The organism is Longispora fulva, assembly GCF_015751905.1.
Classification (GTDB): Bacteria; Actinomycetota; Actinomycetes; order Mycobacteriales; family Micromonosporaceae; genus Longispora; species Longispora fulva.
The window spans coordinates 2,972,724-2,989,249 of record NZ_JADOUF010000001.1 but is presented as its reverse complement, the minus strand read 5'-3'; the positions used below and the strand labels follow the sequence as shown (position 1 = coordinate 2,989,249).

At 68.4% G+C, this 16,526-nt stretch carries 12 protein-coding genes; 5 read left to right on the top strand and 7 right to left on the bottom strand.

Translation table 11 applies throughout. From position 1 onward, the window contains the following. Positions 1-346: 346 nt before the first annotated feature. The 5 genes from IW245_RS13160 to IW245_RS13140 form a co-directional block, all read right to left on the bottom strand. Entirely contained in the window at positions 347-1,015 is a 669-nt protein-coding gene (locus IW245_RS13160; protein ID WP_197003460.1) for a TIR domain-containing protein, read from the bottom strand. Positions 1,016-1,990: 975 nt separating this feature from the next. Then, entirely contained in the window at positions 1,991-7,135 is a 5,145-nt protein-coding gene (locus tag IW245_RS41600; protein WP_267920050.1) for an adenylate/guanylate cyclase domain-containing protein, read from the bottom strand. Continuing rightward, on the bottom strand, positions 7,136-8,101 hold the full coding sequence (locus tag IW245_RS13150; protein WP_197003459.1) for an AAA family ATPase: 966 nt from the start codon (positions 8,099-8,101) through the stop codon (positions 7,136-7,138). Next, complete coding sequence (locus tag IW245_RS13145; RefSeq protein WP_197003458.1) at positions 8,098-9,891, bottom strand: VMAP-C domain-containing protein; 1,794 nt, start codon at positions 9,889-9,891, stop codon at positions 8,098-8,100. The genes IW245_RS13150 and IW245_RS13145 overlap by 4 nt, the downstream gene beginning before the upstream one ends. Further along, entirely contained in the window at positions 9,888-10,205 is a 318-nt protein-coding gene (locus IW245_RS13140) for a CU044_2847 family protein (RefSeq protein ID WP_197003457.1), read from the bottom strand. Before IW245_RS13140 ends, IW245_RS13145 begins: the two co-directional genes overlap by 4 nt. Positions 10,206-10,619: 414 nt before the next feature. On the opposite strand from IW245_RS13140, the gene IW245_RS13135 reads away from it, so the two are divergent. The 3 genes from IW245_RS13135 to IW245_RS13125 all read left to right on the top strand — a co-directional run bounded on the left by IW245_RS13135 (position 10,620) and on the right by IW245_RS13125 (position 13,028). Beyond that, positions 10,620-11,294 (top strand): SMI1/KNR4 family protein, encoded by a 675-nt coding sequence (locus IW245_RS13135; RefSeq protein WP_197003456.1) that lies wholly within the window; start codon positions 10,620-10,622, stop codon positions 11,292-11,294. A 133-nt stretch (positions 11,295-11,427) separates the two neighbouring features. After that, positions 11,428-11,769: a hypothetical protein gene (locus IW245_RS13130; protein ID WP_197003455.1), complete on the top strand. Its 342-nt coding sequence runs from the start codon at positions 11,428-11,430 to the stop codon at positions 11,767-11,769. Between the two features lie 503 nt (positions 11,770-12,272). Next, complete coding sequence (locus IW245_RS13125) at positions 12,273-13,028, top strand: ABC transporter permease (RefSeq protein WP_231398788.1); 756 nt, start codon at positions 12,273-12,275, stop codon at positions 13,026-13,028. Between the two features lie 322 nt (positions 13,029-13,350). Here the strand turns inward: IW245_RS13125 and IW245_RS13120 are convergent, their stop codons facing one another. Continuing rightward, positions 13,351-13,593: a hypothetical protein gene (locus tag IW245_RS13120; protein ID WP_197003454.1), complete on the bottom strand. Its 243-nt coding sequence runs from the start codon at positions 13,591-13,593 to the stop codon at positions 13,351-13,353. Positions 13,594-13,799: 206 nt separating this feature from the next. Here IW245_RS13120 and IW245_RS13115 point away from each other — a divergent pair, with 206 nt between their 5' ends. Beyond that, complete coding sequence (locus IW245_RS13115) at positions 13,800-15,251, top strand: sensor histidine kinase (RefSeq protein ID WP_197003453.1); 1,452 nt, start codon at positions 13,800-13,802, stop codon at positions 15,249-15,251. On the opposite strand, the gene IW245_RS13110 is transcribed toward IW245_RS13115, so the two are convergent. Further along, positions 15,189-15,863 carry a response regulator transcription factor gene (locus IW245_RS13110; RefSeq protein ID WP_197008476.1) on the bottom strand — a complete coding sequence of 225 codons (675 nt, stop codon included), beginning with the start codon at positions 15,861-15,863 and terminating at the stop codon, positions 15,189-15,191. The two genes, IW245_RS13115 and IW245_RS13110, sit on opposite strands and share 63 nt — an antisense overlap. Before the next feature lie 126 nt (positions 15,864-15,989). On the opposite strand from IW245_RS13110, the gene IW245_RS13105 reads away from it, so the two are divergent. Then, positions 15,990-16,526, top strand: a complete 537-nt coding sequence (locus IW245_RS13105; protein ID WP_197003452.1) for a phosphatase PAP2 family protein — start codon at positions 15,990-15,992, stop codon at positions 16,524-16,526.

Sequence of the window (16,526 nt, the reverse complement as noted above, 5' to 3'; positions counted from 1 at the left end):
CCACCCAATGCCACACGCGTGTCGAAACGGTGCCGGTTCCTAGCCAGCCAGCAGCCCCTCGTGCCTCACCCGCGCGGTTCCGAATCGCAAGACACGCGCGAACCGATGGGGACGCTCGCCAGGTACAGGTACAGGTACAGGTACAGGTACAGGTACAGGTACGCGGCGCCTGGGCCGTCGACGGATCCAGGGGTTCGACCTGCGCCGCGATGATTGTGGTGGTCTGGGCGCCAGGCATGCGCCTCATGCCTGACCGAACTGATCTGGGCGTCCGTTCCTGACGAGCGATCCATCAGCCAAACTGTGGCGCCGACCGTCAGCTGTTAAACGGGGAGACCGCCTCGACCTAGTCCTCGCCAAGCGTCCTCTCGAGGTCGGTCAAGTCACGCTTCATCTGCTGAAGCTGTTCGGATCCGATCATCGGCCCGAACTGCGTCGCGATGACATCAAGCTCGACCTTGCGTGACCTGGCCAAGAGACGGACAAGTGACTGCATGGTCGCACCGACGCCCTCGACGTTGAGAGTGGCTCTTTCGAGATCCTGAAGTCCCTTGTCCTTCCTGACTCCAAGGCGTTCTACTGCGCTTCGGATCTTCGCGCAGGGTGCGCCCAACGCCGCCTCAAGGTTTCCGCTCGAATGAGGTGCAAAGGTGCCGGCGGTGACTCCAGCCAAGTCGGAAGGAAGTGTCGGCGGATTCGTGCGGTCATAGACCATGAAGGTGCGATCACGACCCAGTGATCCGATGAACAGCCCCAGTTCGAAGAGCACGTTGTCCCGAGCCGTGGCCTTCTCCGCACCTCGTGACACCGTCAAGTCGTCGGCCGTAAGCACGAGCAAAGCGAAATCGAAGCGGGATAGGGCCATGACAAGGGACTCCAGAGTCCCTTGCGTCAGGCCGAAGAGGCCCTGGGTCCAGAGCTCCACTTCGCACACTGGGTCGAGAACGATCTGGACAGCTTCCGCTATACGCAGTCCTTCGGACGAGGATCCAACGAACAGTGCCGGACGAGCCATTGGTAGCTCCTTCGTTCGGACATACGGCGAAGCTAGCCTGACGCCTCGGCTCCAAACGCTACCGGTCTTCGGGCGAAGTCGGATGCTGTTTCGACCGGGGGCCAGAGCGTCCTGCGACCTGGTGCACATCGGGCATCCCATGCACAACGGGTTGGCTAGCAACCATCGACTGGGCGAAACGGCCGCGAGCACCGCGACCTGCTGGCCTGGGTGGCCGACCTGCCTGGCCGACCTCTCGGCCTGCTCGGGGTCGCATGGGGCAACGACGGCTCGCGCCAGTCTGGACAGTGTCAGATCCTGCTCGGACCGGCTTGGTCGATCCCGGCGACTGTCTGGGCGACGGCGGTGAGCCGCACCGTGCCGGCCGCGTCGCCGGTCGAGGCCGCAGCTTCGGTAATTCTGATGAATGCCTCGACGCCGCCAATCCGCGCCGGCGATCTTGTCGGCGAGCTTCTCCGCCCGGTCCAGGTCCACCGTCGCCCACCCGATGGCCACGGTCGCCAGCCCCCGGGCTCGACGTTCGGGCCGCTGCCAGGCGCGCGGCCGCGGCGGGATCGTGCCCTGCTGTCGCCTCGACGACAGCAACGACCGCTTCGATCTGTCGGTCCAGGTCCTCGATCGATCGCGCGATGTGCAGTGCAAATTCGCAGTCGGAGGTACCGGCGACCGCCCGGCCAGGCCGACAGCCGCGTCGACTCGCTCGTGGGAGTGGGTGATCGCGCGGGCCACCCGCCTCGTCGGCCGAGATGAACTCGGCGCTTCTGGCGCGATCGCCGGCGAGCAGCAATGCCCTGGCCACGGCTGTGAGTGTCCATGCCCTTGGCTCGGCCCCGGAGATCGCCTCAGCGATGGCCAAGTTCTCCCGCACTCCGGCCGCCGTCTGCGCGGCTGCGGTCTTGTGAGAGGAACAGTCGTTCGACTTGCGTGCCTCACTCCACGAATATTTCGCGGAGGCGTCGGGGAGGGCGGTGCCACTCAACCGACGTCGTTCCTGGGCATGCGAAGACCGCTCGTCGATGACCGTGCGACGGTCGATCCTATGGTGGTGAGCCCGGGTGCGGAGTTGCGGTCGGCGAACGTCCGGGTCTCGGCGATCAGGGGCCTGGCTGCGGGGTCGCCCGCTGCTTCGTAGGCTCGGGCGGCCAGTGCCGTGGCGATCGCCCAGTCGGTGATGTCGCCGATCTGGCGGTAGAGTTCGGCGGCCTTGGCGTACAGGCTCCCGACCTGGCGGTGGCCTTCGGCCGTCCTGAAGCGAACGTCACCGGCCCGCTGCGGGCGGGCGGCGGTTGACCCGGTGGACGTGACGTGGAGCGCTGCCGTGACCCAGGGAGTGAGGCGGGGCGAATCCTCCAGGACGGCGTGCAGCCGGTTGGCGGAAGCAGACCCTGTGAGGGCGGCGGCGAACGCGGCGGCGGCCACCCATTCGCGGCTGGCGATGGTCCGGGTGGGTACCCAGTCCTCCACGAGTTCCCGGAGGAGTTCCTCGCTCTCGCCGAACCTGCCCTGTAGCGCCCGGCAGAACGCGCCGTGGCCCAGGCTCACCCACAAGGGTCGGTGGAATCCCGTCTGCCGTGCCATGGTGACGGTGCGAGTGAGGTCGTCCTCGCCGCGGACGTGGCACAGTTCGCGGATCCAGGCCCGGATCATCCGATTCTGTAGGTCCCATTCGCCGCTGGGGGTGTCCAGGAACGCGTCGGCAGCGGAGAGTAGGCGGAGCCAGTCCCCGGCGAAGAAGCTCCACATCGCCTCCTCGGAGAAGTCTGCGACGGTACCGTGCCGGCTCGTGACGTCGGAGTTGAGGTACTGGTCGATCAGGAGCCGGGAGCCGGCCATGTCGCCGTCCTCCTGCATGGCCCAGGAAATGTTGATCGCCACCCGCCGGGTCGCGGGAAGCTCGCGGCCCCGGCAGTACGCGAAGGCGTCGTCGAGGTCCTGGCGGCCGGTCGGGTCGCCGGCGAGCACCCGGGCCGTACCCATCGTGATCATCGCGGACGCGCGGATCTCCACCAGGTTCAGCCGGTCGGCGATATCGAGGGCCTGTGCGGCGGACGTGGCGGCGGGGTCGTGTTCGTAGTTGAGCATGTGCAGCCGGGAGAGTTCGGTATGCGCGGTCGCCTTCTCAATAGAGTCGGGGAGCTGTGCGAACAGATCGAGCGCGCGTTCGAGCCAACCGAGGGCGGCAATGCGGTCGGCGATCATGATCGCTACGGTGCCGGAGAGGGTGGCCGCCTGGGCCGCCCCAGCGAGGTCGCCGATGGCGTGCAGGCGCTCACCCAGCGTCACGAGCTGATCGACGCCGCCGCTGCGCAGGAACGAGTCCCGGTCCCGGTAGTAGGCCAGTTCGGTGACGAGGAGTTCGAGCTGCAGGCGGCCGGTGGCCAGGTCGGGTTCGTCCGCCGGGCACAGCTGCAGGGCTCGCTCGGCGTAGGTCGTGGCCCGGTCGAGGGCGTAGAGGCGGTAGGCGCGGCGGGCGGCGGCGTGTAGGGCCTGGCGGGCGGTGCGGGCGTAGCGTTCGGTTTCCAGGCCCAACGACAACGCGATCTCGTAGGCTGCGGAGCGGTGCCGGGCGGTGACTTCGGCGAGGTCGTCCGCACGGCTGTCCGACACCCCGGAGAGCCAGGTGGCGGTGCGTTCGTGGCGGGCGATCCGCTCCGTGCGGGGGAGGCGCTGGTAGCAGACCTCGCGGACCAGGACGTGCCGGAACCGGTACTCGACCTGTCCGGCCATCGTGGACTCATGCTGCTCGCTGACCAGGTCCCGCTGTTCCAGCCGACGCAGAGCCCTTTCGATGGCCTCCACCGAGCGACCCACGGCTGCGGCCACCGCCCCCGGCCAGAACGTCGCGCCCACCACCGCCGCGGCCTGCAGCACCGTGCGGTCGGCTGCGTCGAGCAGGTCGATCCGGTTGGCGATCACCGCGTGCACGCTGTCGGGCATCGGCAGGTCGTCGTCGCCCCGCAGCGACCAGCTGCGCTCGCCCCGGCGCAGGGTGCCCCGCTCGATCAGCATCCGGGCGTACTCGTGCGCGTACAACGGATTGCCGCCGGCGAACTCCACCAAGGGCGCGAGGGTCTCCGCAGGGAGTGAAGTCTGGCCGAACATCTGCGCGTATACGGCGGCGATGTCGGTGTCGCGCATCGGAGGCAGCGTGATGGTCAGGGAGCCGGCGACGGCTCCGGCCCAGGACGGCTCGCGCTCGAGAAGTTCCTGTCGGCCGGTGCACAGGACTAGCAGGGGCAGGTCCCGAGCCCCGCCGACGAGCAGTTCGATGAAGCTGAGCAATGCCGGGTCCGCGAGGTGAATGTCCTCGAACAGCAGGACCGTGGGCCGCTGGGCGGCCATGGAGCGCAGGTAGCGCCGCCACAGCGAACTGGCATCCTCTGCCGACAACTTCGACCCCGACAGACCCACCAGCGGCGCCAGCGCATCGGCCAATCGGCCGTCACTCTCGGCGCCCGCCTCATGCAGAGTCGTCGCCAACCGTTTCCGAGCCGTCTCCGCTCCGTCCGTGTCGAGGATCCCGGTGTGCGCACGCACTATGTCGGCGAGCGCAATGAACGTGACATCCTCGCCGAACGGCGGGCAGTACCCCGTCCGCCACGCCACCGGGCCGCCCGTTATGTGTTCCGCCTTGGTGTACAGCTCGCGTACAAGCCGGGTTTTACCGATCCCGGCCCTGCCGAGCACAGTGACCAACTGTGGCACTCGGCCCGAGAACGACTGGTGTAACGCGTCAGTCAGGAGGTTCAACTCACGCTCTCGTCCGATAAGTGGAGTGTGGTCGACTTCATCCGGCGGTCGGCGGCGCACGGGAGCCTCTGCTAGCCAGACCTCGGTGGCGATGGGCCGGCCGCGCAGGTGCAACGGCGGCTGCTCTGAGTAGCGCACCGCGTCCCGGGTCGCCAAATACGTCATCCTGTCGACCAGCACGCCGCCCGGAGGCGCGGACGTCTGCAACCGGGCGGCGGTGTTCACGACCTCACCGGCCACGATGGCCTGACCGCCATCCCGGGCCGCAGCCACGTCCACCAGGGCATCGCCGGTGACGATCCCGACCCGGAATCGCAACCCAGAATCAGGGGCCTCCTTCATCAGTGCCCGCTGCAGTTCCAGGCCGGCGCGCACACACCGCAACGGGTCTGTCTCGGTAGCCACCGGTGCGCCGAACACTGCCATCACCGCGTCTCCGATGTACTTCTCCACGACGCCACCGTGCTGACGGATCACGCGGCGCGCCGTCCCGAAGAAGCCATGTTGCATCGCTCTGACCTGCCCAGAATCGACCCGTTCCGCGTAACGCGTCGAGTCGATCAGGTCCATGAATAGGACGCTGACCCTGCGACGGTCTTCGTGGGCGGCCTGTGGAACGTCGTCATCTGAAGTGGGCGTGCCGCAGCCGGTGCAGAACGTTGCCTCCGCGGGAAGGACACGTCCACATTTGGCGCAGCTCAGGGACAGAGACGTACCGCAGCCGCCGCAGAACCGATCGTCCTCCGCGCACCGGCGCCCGCACTTTGTGCAGCTTCGACTCTTGGGCCTCGGCGTGACAGTGGGAGGTTCCACCGCTTCCAGCCATCGCGTCCGAGCGGTGAACCGATTCAGAACATGCGCTCTGAGCTGGGCGAACACTTGTGCTTCGACCGGAAGTACCAGTTGACCTTCCGGATCGGGGACGGCGACGGCGAAGCGGTCGCCGGGCAGATCGAGGTTGCTGTCCACGTACTCCGAGGTTTCGGCGAGGACCTGGACGGCCTCGGTCTGACGGAGAGTGCCCAGGAGTACATCTCGTACTCCGTCGTGGAAGTCGTAGAACGGCTCTCCCGTTCCGGTCACCCGCAACGGGACGAGCAGTCCGCTGAAGAGCACCTCCGCCAGGTGTTCCGGGCCCGAGCGGGGAAGCATGGCCCGCTGGACGATCCGCATGACGGGCAGGCTCAGTGGTGCCGCCCCGAGGTAGCGGGCCAGTGTGTAGGCTTCCGGGCTCGCCCCCGCGAAGAACTCCTCCACCCTCCGTCTCGGGTCGATGTGGTCGAAGGTCGGGGAGGTCAACGGCGGTACGGGCGGTCCGCCGAGAATGTGAAACGCTGATTCGATACCGCCCGGGTGCAGGCCTGAGACGAGGGACGCCCACGGGGCCAACCACTCTGCTGTGAGTGCCACGACGGGGACCGGGACATCCTCATGATCGGGGATGTTCCAGGATCGCGAGTCGTTGAAGCGTAGGGCGACGTTCGGGGCGCCCGGCGCCGGGGCGTGCAAGCGTCCCTGCGTCGGAGGCAGGGAGGTCCGTGACCACAGTCGTTCCGGTAGCGGCTGCAAGACGGCCAAGGGGCCGGAGCTGGCCCACTTGCGGATCAGTCGTCTGAACGGCTCCGACTGCCACTGGCTGCCGACGCAGTCGCTGACCACGAGGTAGATCCTGCGCCCCTGGGGATCGAGGAGTTCGGCGGGCGACCGGGGCCGGGTGAGGAGCCGGCCGGACGTCAACCCGAAGGACTCGTGATCTGTCCGGTGGAGGTACCAGGCGCGGACGTCGCGGAATGCGCCCAATCGTTGGAGCAGGACGTGCAGCTCCCGGGTCAGTCCGGCCCACAGGTCCACCTCGCCGGTCGCGTCCACGATGAGGGAGACGTCCAACCAGCGGTCCGGGGCGGGCTTCAGGACCGGCATCCTCAGGCCGAGTTCGGCGATGATGCGCGCCGTGGCTTCCTCGTCCAGATGAAATCGACGACGGGAGGAAACCCGGCGTCGCATGGGTCGAAGCGCCCGCAGGAGTCCGAGCTGGTCACCCAGTGCGGGTGTGGAGCGGATCCGGACCGACCTTGCAGGGATTCCCTGACTGCCACTCGTAGCGTCGCCCGGCATCGCGTGCAGGGATCGGGGTGTCGGTGACTCCGCTTCCGACCTCGGGGGAGGGGTCGCGGGGACCGAGGGGTGCGCGCTCTCCACCGTGCGGTTCTCCGCAGGCCGGTCTTGTGCCGGAGGAGCCGCGGGGCCGCGGTGCGCCCCTTCGTGGACGTCCCCCAGCCGAGCGGCCAGCCAGAGCCGCTCGGCCAGTTCGAGCGGGCCGAGCTGGACACCGGCCTTCGCCAGCACCGTATGGAGTCGCTCGATGTTCATTCAGATGGTCGGATTCAGGTTCTTCATGACCAGCTCGGCGAGGTGAGCCCGGCTGACGCCGGTGGCGCCCGCGAGGTAGACGGCGTTGAGTAGCTGATCGGTGGCCAGGTCGCCCAGTTCCCTGCGTGCGAGGAAAGTGTCGATCAGTTCCGCGGACCGGCCGACCTCGGCGGTGCCCAGATGGGCTGCGACGATGGCGGACAGGCGTTCGGCGCCGGGTGCGGGGAGATCCAGCTGTACGCATCTGCGCAGAAACGCCGGCGGAAACGCCCGTTCCCCGTTGCTGGTGAGGACGACCAGAGGAAATGCCCGACAGCGCAGACGGCCGTGCCTCACGAGGACGGGCTGTCCCTCGTCAGCAGGTCGGATGCGCACCTCGTCCTCCGCCAGCCGGGACAGCTCCGGAATCTCGTACTCGCCTTCTTCGAACACGTCGAGGAGGTCGTTCGGCAGGTCGATGTCGCTCTTGTCGATCTCGTCCACGAGGAGCACACGGGGTAGGCGAAAGGGGGCCAGGGCTGTGCCCAGCGGCCCGAGTCGGAGGTACCGTGAGATTTCCCCCGCCTGACCGCTGAGGTTACTGTCCCCGACCCTGCCGATCGCGTCGTATCGGTACAGCCCCTGTTGCAGGGTGGACTGGCTCGTGACGGGCCAGCGCAGGACCGAGCCCAGGCGGAGTTCGCGGGCCACGGCGTAGGCGAGCATGGACTTGCCCACTCCGGGGTCCCCGGTGACCAGCAGGGGCCGGCGCAGGTACAGGGCGGTGTTGACCATATCGATGGTGTGGTTGTCCGCTTCATAGGCTGCCGCGGGTTTCAGGCGGTTGTGCGGCCCCGTCGGCCCGTCCCGGTCGAAGGGCGTGTCCTCCTCGCTGGCGAAGGCGCGCCAAGGAGGCGGCTCGGGAAGTCGTGCGATGCCGTCATGCGGCTGACGCGTGCCGGTGTATATCCACCAGTCCTTGTTCATTTCACCGTCTCCTCGGCGCGCGTGAGTAGCTGTCCAGGGGGTCGTCGGCGGGGATCGTCCCAGAGCAGTGCGACACCGTGCCCGCAGTGTTCGGGGTCCTGGGAGGCGTCGGCGGCGTTGCGCAGCGTCTTGATCCGCTCGGGCAGGTCCGCCATTGTCTCCGCCGACAGCGCGGCGCGCAGGCCGGAGTAGAATCGTGCCCCCACACACAACGTCTCGTCGGCGCAGCCCGTGCACCCGCCACGGCTCCACAACACCACCGGGACCCCGCCCCGCAGGGCGATGTCGAGAGCCACCAGCGACGTGGAACTTCGCAAGCCCGCCGGCAGCACCAGCGCGGAGCGGGACAGGTCCTCCTCCAGCCAGCCGGCCATGGATTTGCGGCTCGTGATGGGGGCGCAGCCCACGAACTGGAGGATCGCCCCCAGGTCCTTGGCGAGAGCGGCGTCCCAACGACGCTCCCACGAGACGCGGAATCTGTCATTCTCCAGCCGGCGCAGATCCCTCAGGACCACCGCGTACCGGGTGCCGATGCTCACCCAGTCCTCATCGGGCCAGATGCGCCAGTCGTCGAACTCCTCGTCGAGCAGTTCCGGTGGCACGATCAACTCGACCATCACGGGCGCGCGATGCTGTTCGGCGCGGGTCAACTGCTCAGGAAGCACAGCCTGCAGTTTCTGAAAGACGTCGGCCAACGAGGCGGGGCCGTACTCGGGGCCGACCTCTTCGACGGTGTCGGCGTCGCGGTACCGCCAGAGACGCAGGTGGTACCGGCCCGAGTTCCCGACGGGCGCGAGTCGGGCCATCACCGAGACATCCGGCCGTGGTCGTTGGTCGTGCTCGAGCCGTCGCACGGCCTCGTCTTCGAGGCCGAGCCTCGCGGCGATGGTCAGGACCCAGTACTGCAGCTTCCGCACGTCGGGATGCATCCGGGCGAGGTCGGCGGCGTAGGAGAGCAGATAAGGCATGCCGCTGACTGGTGGAAGCAGCTCGACCAGGTCGGAGATGACATCCCCGTAGTCGGTCAGCGGGTAGATGGGGGGAGTCAGCTGGCCGCCCGCGGCGTTGTAGTGGGCACGGTGCGCGTCCGTCTCCGGCAACGACGCACATATCTCGCGGAGTTCGTACTGCTTGTCGAGGGGAATGCCTACCGAACTCTCGAGATTTCCCGGCGGGTCCCTGCGCGTGGGGTGCAGGAGGTCGTGGCCCCGTCGAAGTTCCGTGTAGACGAGCGGATCCAGGTGGCGCAATGCCTGGATGGGCACGGCGAGTCCGCCGCGGTCCGTGTCCAGTGTTCGGGCGCTCTTCGCGACCGCGCACACGCCGGTGTCGGCGTCAAGAACGGGCCCTCCGGAGTTGCCCGCGCTCAGTTCGTCGCCGCCGATGCGCAGGAAGCTTCCGTTCCCGTCGTTCCAGCTTCCGGCGAGTGCGCACGTGCCGGTCATCTGGCGGGGGACCCGGTCGTACACGCTGGTGTAGCCCGCAAAGCGCAGCTTCGATCCGTGCTGCGGGAGCCGACCGTTGATGCTGCCGCACGGATGATCCTCGGGGAGGCCCGTGACCCGCAGCACGGCCAGGTCAGGAAACGGCCACAGGCCCCGGCCGCCGGCAGGGGGCTGGGAGGCCGCAGCGACGACAGCGGTGTACACAACGCCCTGCCAGTGCACAGACACCGTCGAGCCGGCCTGACCTGCGACATGAGCGCATGTGACCACCATCCCGGGCGCGGCGAGGAATCCGCTGCCGTGTGCGTGGCCGCGAATCTCCACCAGGTAGGGGATTTCGATCACGGTTCCTCAGTCTCGGCCGTCCACTTGAGGTTCACCTTGATCGTCGCCTTGCCGCCGACCCCCACCAGCGCCGCGACCACGCCGCCCTGGCCGCCGAGCGCCAGCTCGAGGCCGAACTCGACGCTCGTCTCATCCGGCCGGGCAGCACGCAGGCCGCTACGCACATTCGTCGCTATGGCACGCAGCGTCTCCTCAAGGCCGTCCAGTGTGAGCAGCCTGGATCCGAGCCCCACATCCCGCGGGCTCATGTCGGGCTCTACGCGGGCCCAGATCAGTTGGCCGTCAGGAAGCTTCAGCTCTACCAGTTCCTGCACACCGGACTCCTCATTCGCGCTCGGAGTGCCAACCCTATGCGCGATCGAGTCGACGCCCTGTCAACGATCAGACAGCCGTTGGTGCTGGCGACAGGTTCTGGCCGCGAAGCCTTCGAACGTCGCAATGGGCACGCCGGCGCAAATTGGTTCAGCCCGATTGGTTGGCCCGACAATCCGGGCCGCGGATTGTGGAGTTGATCGCGAAGCCCTGTTTGGGCAGGGCTTCGCGGTTGCGCCAGCGGATGTAGGCGCCGGGCGGTGCGGGGCCTGCCGGGCCGTGTCGCCTGCGGCAATCCCGCCCACCAACCGGGTGGAACATCGTGCGTCCAGGCCCCGCGCCTGTGCAGGCGTTCCTGATCCTGGTGCCGAAAGGCGGCATCGCAGGGATCGGAGCGTGCCGGTACGGTGGCGCTCATGGTGATCTTCGACTGGTCGGCAACTCGTTCGCGGATTGCCCGCATCGCGGCCCAGGCCAGCAGCGGCAGGGTCTTCGGCGCTTCGAGCCATGAGTGGAAGGTCGAGTCGCCGTTGAGTTCGGAGGACCTGGCCGAGTTGGAGGCTCAACTGGGCGTGGAATTGCCCGGCGAGTACCGGTCGTTCCTGCTGTACTGCGGGAGGGGCGGGGCTGGGCCTGCGTATGGGCTGTTCCCGGCGCGCCGGATGGGCCGCCGGTGGGAGTGGGAGGGCGACGGCGCTGACCTCACTGATCTCGATCAGCTTTCGACGCCGTTCGAGCACGTCGAGGCGTTTAATCCGGCCGATGGTCTGCCCGAGCCGCCAGACGAAGAAGCCTACGACTCAGAGGATGCGTTCAACGCTGCTGAGGACGTCTATTGGGAGCAGCACGACCGGGTCGCTTATGCCCCCGAGCACAGTGTGGGGTTGCTGTACCTGAGCCACCTGGGGTGCGCACTGCGCGAGGCGCTTGTGATCAGCGGGCCGGCGAGAGGCACGATGTGGGCCGATGACACCGCCGACGACGGCGGTTTCCGGCCGTTGCTCGACGAGGACGGGACCCCACTGACCTTCGCTCGCTGGTATCAGCGCTGGCTTGACTTGGCCGAAGCTCAAGTAGCCGCGGGAAGTTGAAGGTGCGGACGCGGTCGGGTGTACGCCGTGACCAGTGGGTGTCGAGGCTGATCAGGTTGAGGGTCTCGCCGATCGCCTGGTGGTGTCAGGAAGTCGTCAGGCCATGGGAACTCGTCGCTGACGTGCTTTCCTGATGCAGGTTTCCGATGTCGTGTCGATACTCGCCGCAGTGCTGGTCCCCGTCGTGACCGCCGCGGTCGGTGCCCTCGGCATCGTGGTGCGCGACAGGTCGCAGGCCGGGCGGCGTGCGCGGGCGGTGTTCTATCTGGACCTGGCGGTCATGGCGCTACTGCTCATATCGGTGCTTGCGGTTGCGCTTACCGGCGAGAGTCGTGTTCCGGGTCGAACCCTGGGCTACATCATCACGATGGAGGTGGCCGACGGGATGGTGCTCGGATTCCTCGCCCTCGGCCTGCGCTTGTGGGCGACGTCGATCGACCGAGCTCGCACCCCACACTGCGGTGGAACATCCTGATCGTTGGATGAATTAGGTGCTTGGTCATACGCGGCCTGTGGTCAGGGCTCGGGAGTCCGGGGCATGTCGGACGGCGGGGACGGCGGTGCTCTCGGTGCCGAGGAGTTGGCCGGCGCGAACCCTCAAGGGGGCCATCTCTCGCGCTCAACATGAACTCGATCGCCGAGACCACCCAGACGAACCCAACTGGACCAGCTTCGTCACGCCGAGTGAGGTCCTTGGCCACGAAGCAATGGGTCAATTGAATCTCGCCCACGCGTCGAGGGCCACAAGCATGTTCCGCCATTTCCTGGCAGGCACGACTCTGCCAGCGCGCAGCGCGGCTTTCTACCGGGCTTTTCTGGCTCGATCCCTCATGGCGGAGGGAGCCACGAAACTTGCAGTGATACACCTTTCCGGGGCGGCCACGTACCACCGTGCCGTTGTGAACAGGCCATGCGTCCCATCCGCCGGATATTGGCTGTGCTGCGCGCGCTGGCACGTCCGGTGGGAGGATCTCGCATATGGGTGATGCGACGATTCGTGTGGGGCCGGTCCTGTTCGCCGTGCTGGTTCTCCTCGCGGTGACGGCTGCGGGGCTCGCGGCACTGGGCCGGCTGGGTTCGGCGCGCGACATCCTCACCGCCTCCGCGCGCGCGGCGGTGCAGCTGGCAGCGGTGTCGCTGCTGATCGCGGCGGTCCTGCGGTCGGGATGGTGGACGGCGTTGTTCGTGTCGGGCATGGCGGTCGTGGCGATCTTCACGTCGGCGCGGCGGATCACGTCGCATCGTTCGGGCGGTTGGACGGCGCTGCCCATCGGTGTCGCGGTTGTTCCCGTTCTGGCTTTGCTGCTGGGTTCGACGTTGGTGCCGGCCCGGCCGATCGCGGTGGTGCCGATCGCGGGGATCCTGATCGGCGGGGCGATGACGGCCACGTCGCTGACCGGCCGGCGTGCTCTCGACGAGTTGGAGGCCCGGGTCGGTGAGTACGAGGCCGGGCTGGCCCTGGGGATGGTCCCGCGTCGGGCGGCGATCTACCTGTGTCGAACGGCCGCGAAGGAGGCGCTGATTCCGGCTCTTGATCAGACGAGAACGGTCGGTCTCGTGACGCTTCCCGGTGCGTTCGTCGGTGTGCTCCTGGGCGGTGCGAGTCCGGTGCGGGCCGGGGCCACCCAGTTGCTGGTGCTTGTCGCGCTGCTGGCCGTGGAGACGGTCGCGGTCCTGGTCACCGCCGAACTCGTGGCGCGGCGCAGGCTGTCGCGGCCATCGGGGGCCGCCTGACGGTGTTGGGCCTAGGGAGTGTTACTGCCAGGCACTGGGCAGGCCATACACGGTTTCCCGCACGACGCCGGTTGGACGGCGGCCTGCCCGTTCCGTTCGAAACGGGCAACACCGCCGCCAACCGCAACCATTGCACATTCGTCAGATCGCCATGAATCGCACATACCAACGAATGATCAGATACTTTGTCACGCTCTAGACCTTGCTGCCGTTCGCGGCGGGGCTGGCATTGCTCCAGCTGGCTGCCTGGCGGCGGATCGACCTGCCGATCGGCGGGCGGCATTCAGGGGGCGGAGCGGTGTGGACCAGCTGGCGTGGCGGGTCAGAGGAGGTTGAACCTCCAGAGGATCCACTTGGTGGTGGACGCGTCGTAGTCGCAGTAGTAGAGATCCCCCGTGTTATCGCCGTTCGTAGTGCACTCCTCAAGACTGTTGTAGATACCGTAGACGCCCCACGGCGGGAGGCCTGCCTGGGCGGGTGCGGCGGGCAGCACCGTCACGAGACCGGCGGCGAGGCCCAGCAGTGCGGCGACAGACGCCCGGCGGGCGGCTTTCCTCAACGTCATGATGCCTCCATCGAAGAGCACTCAATCAATCGACGACAATCTATCATCGGGGCGCGGTGGAGACCAGCTGTCGTGGCCGCGGTTGGGTCGGGTGCCGCTTGGATGGATGAGCTGGGTGTGGAACTCGACGATGGTCAAGGGCGGGCCGAGCGCTGAGGGGTACCCGAACCCCTGAGGTGAGATCGGGGCGCGGATACGGTGGGGGCATGACACCCGCAGCCGAGCACGTGACCTGGCGGTCGCCGTCGAGGTGGCTGGTGCGCCGGTGGGGCGTGCGGGCCCGTTCGGCGGTGGCCGCGGTGATCGTGGTGGCCGTCGTGTTGGCCGTGGCCGCCGGGGCGTTCGTGTTCCTGCACCGGCGCGCGTTGATCTCCGTCGCCGACGCCTCCGCCGTCACCCGCGCGGAGGCGGTCGCGGGCATACTCGCCTCCGGTGACTCCGACGGTCTGGGCCGATCGCTGCGGTCCCGTGCGGGCGAGCAGACGCTTGTGCAGGTCGTCGGGACGGACGGGGCTGTGCGTGCTGCGTCGGCGGAGGTGGCGGGGCAGCCGGCGTTGTCGCCGCTGCGGCCCGCGGTGGGCACGATCATGCGCGAGGACCGCACGTTGGCCGTCGCCAACGGGGCGACGTTTCGGATCGTGGCGGTCTGTGTGAACACTCCCGGCGGCGCGGAGACCGTGCTGGTCGCCCAGTCGCTGTATCCGATCCATGAGGCGGTCGAGTCGGAGGTGACGCTGCTGGCGGCCGGGTACCCGATCCTGCTGTTGCTGGTGGGGGCGGCGACCGCGGTGTTCGTCGGCCGGTCCCTGCGCCCGGTGGAGGCGGTGCGCCGGCAGGTGGCGTTGATCACCGACCGGCACCTGCACGCCCGGGTGCCGGTGCCCGGGCCGCGCGACGAGATCCGTCACCTCGCCGAGACCATGAACGCGATGCTCGACCGGCTCGAGGTGGCATCGCGAGCCCAGCGGCGGTTCGTCGCCGACGCCAGCCACGAACTGCGCAGCCCGCTGTCGACCATCACCCTGGGCCTGGAGCTGCTGGACACCCCGCCGCCCGGGGGAGTGGATCCGGGCACGGTTGCGCTGCTGCGCGGTGAGGCGGCGCGCCTGGAGAGCCTGGTCGCTGACCTTCTGCTGTTGGCCAGGGCTGACGAGCGGGGCCTGAGCCCCCGGTGGGCCGACGTCGACCTCGACGACCTGATGGACTCCGAACGCACCCGTCTGAGGGCGCTGCCGGGACTGACGGTGAACGCCCGCATCGACCCGGTCCGGGTTCGTGGCGACCGCGACCAGATCGCCCGGGCGATCCGGAACATCACCGACAACGCCGCGCGGCACGCCCGGCACGCGGTCGGGTTGCGGTTGTGGCGTGTGGGGGCTGATGCGCGGATCGAGGTCACCGATGACGGGCCGGGCATCGCGGTGGCGGACCGCGACCGGGTGTTCGGGCGTTTCGTGCGGTTGGAGGACAGCCGTCAACGCGTTAGCGGCGGCACGGGGCTGGGTCTGGCGATCGTTGCGGAGATCGTGGCCGGGCACGGCGGCACGGTGTCCGTGGGAGAGGCGGAGGGTGGCGGGACGGCGGTGGTGATGTCACTACCGGTTGTCGGTGAGCCGGTAGCCGGCGCCGCGTATGGTCTCGATGACCGGCGGTCCTGAGCCGGGGTCGAGTTTGCGGCGCAGGTAGCCGATGTACACCTCGACGATGTTGGAGTCGCCGTCGAACGCGGAGTCCCACACCCCGGCGAGGATCTGGGTCCGCGTCACCACGTCTCCGCGGTGACGCATCAGGAAGTGCAGCACGCTGAACTCCCGCGACGTCAAGGCCACCTGTTCGCCGCGCCACGTGGCCACCCGCCGCGTGGGGTCGAGGGTCAGGTCGCCGACGACGAGGACGACGGGTCGTTCCGGGCGGCCCCGGCGCGCGAGCGCGTGCAGCCGGGCGACGAGGACCACGAAGCTGAACGGTTTGGTCAGGTAGTCATCGGCTCCGAGGTCGAACGCGTCGGCCTCGTCGTGCTCTCCGTCCTTGGCGGTGAGCATCAGCACCGGGGTCCACACTCCGGCGGCCCGGAGCTGACGGCACACCTCATACCCGTTGAGGCCCGGGAGCATGATGTCGCAGATCACCACGTCGTAGGCGGTCTCCCGGGCCGCCCACAGCCCGTCGGTGCCGGTGCCCGCCACGTCGACGGCGAAGCCCTGGGCGACCAGGCCCTGGCGGACCGTCTCGGCCAGCGCCGCCTCGTCCTCGACCAGCAGTACCCGCACCGTCACCACCTCCGCCGCCATCATGGCGGGCCCGACCTGAGCCCACGCTGAAAACACCCTTTCATCCTGCGCTCAGGTCCCGCCTGGCAGGCTTGGGCGACACAAGTGCCATGAGGGGAATTTCGGGTGAACTATCAGATCTTCCAGCTGATCAACGGCCTCGCCGGCCGCGTCGACGCGCTCGACGACGCGATGGAGGCGACCGCCCAGTGGCTGATCTTCGCCGTGTTCGCCGTCGGCGCGGCACTCGTCGCGCTCGCCGTCCGCCGCCGGCGGTACCGGCAGGTCGCACTGCTGGGGGTCGCGCTGGCGGTGGCGTTCGTGGCCTCGCAGGTCCTGGCCCAGCTCAACGGGCAGTTGCGGCCGTTCCAGACCCACCATGTGCACCAGCTGATCGCGCACGACAACGGGGTGTCGCTGCCCAGTGACCACGCGACCGCCGCGTTCGCCATCGCGTTCGGCGTGGCGGTGTTCCTGAACCGGCGTTGGGGCGCGGTGCTGGCCGTCGCGGCGGCGGCGATCGGGCTGGCCCGGGTGTGGGTCGGGGTGCACTACCCGGGCGACATCCTCGCCGCCGCCGTGATCGCCGCCGTGGCCACCGGTGCGGTGTGGCTGGTCGACAAGGTTCACCGGCGCAGGTCCGCCGCGTCCAGGGAAGCCTGA

Bases quoted from the DNA above. Each gene is read 5' to 3' on its own strand.
- IW245_RS13135 (WP_197003456.1), top strand. From the start codon at position 10,620: ATGGTGATCTTCGACTGGTCGGCAACTCGTTCGCGGATTGCCCGCATC.
- IW245_RS13115 (WP_197003453.1), top strand. From the start codon at position 13,800: ATGACACCCGCAGCCGAGCACGTGACCTGGCGGTCGCCGTCGAGGTGG.
- IW245_RS13130 (WP_197003455.1), top strand. From the start codon at position 11,428: ATGCAGGTTTCCGATGTCGTGTCGATACTCGCCGCAGTGCTGGTCCCC.
- IW245_RS13150 (WP_197003459.1), bottom strand. From the start codon at position 8,101: ATGAACAAGGACTGGTGGATATACACCGGCACGCGTCAGCCGCATGAC.
- IW245_RS13120 (WP_197003454.1), bottom strand. From the start codon at position 13,593: ATGACGTTGAGGAAAGCCGCCCGCCGGGCGTCTGTCGCCGCACTGCTG.
- IW245_RS41600 (WP_267920050.1), bottom strand. From the start codon at position 7,135: ATGAACATCGAGCGACTCCATACGGTGCTGGCGAAGGCCGGTGTCCAG.
- IW245_RS13160 (WP_197003460.1), bottom strand. From the start codon at position 1,015: ATGGCTCGTCCGGCACTGTTCGTTGGATCCTCGTCCGAAGGACTGCGT.
- IW245_RS13125 (WP_231398788.1), top strand. From the start codon at position 12,273: ATGGGTGATGCGACGATTCGTGTGGGGCCGGTCCTGTTCGCCGTGCTG.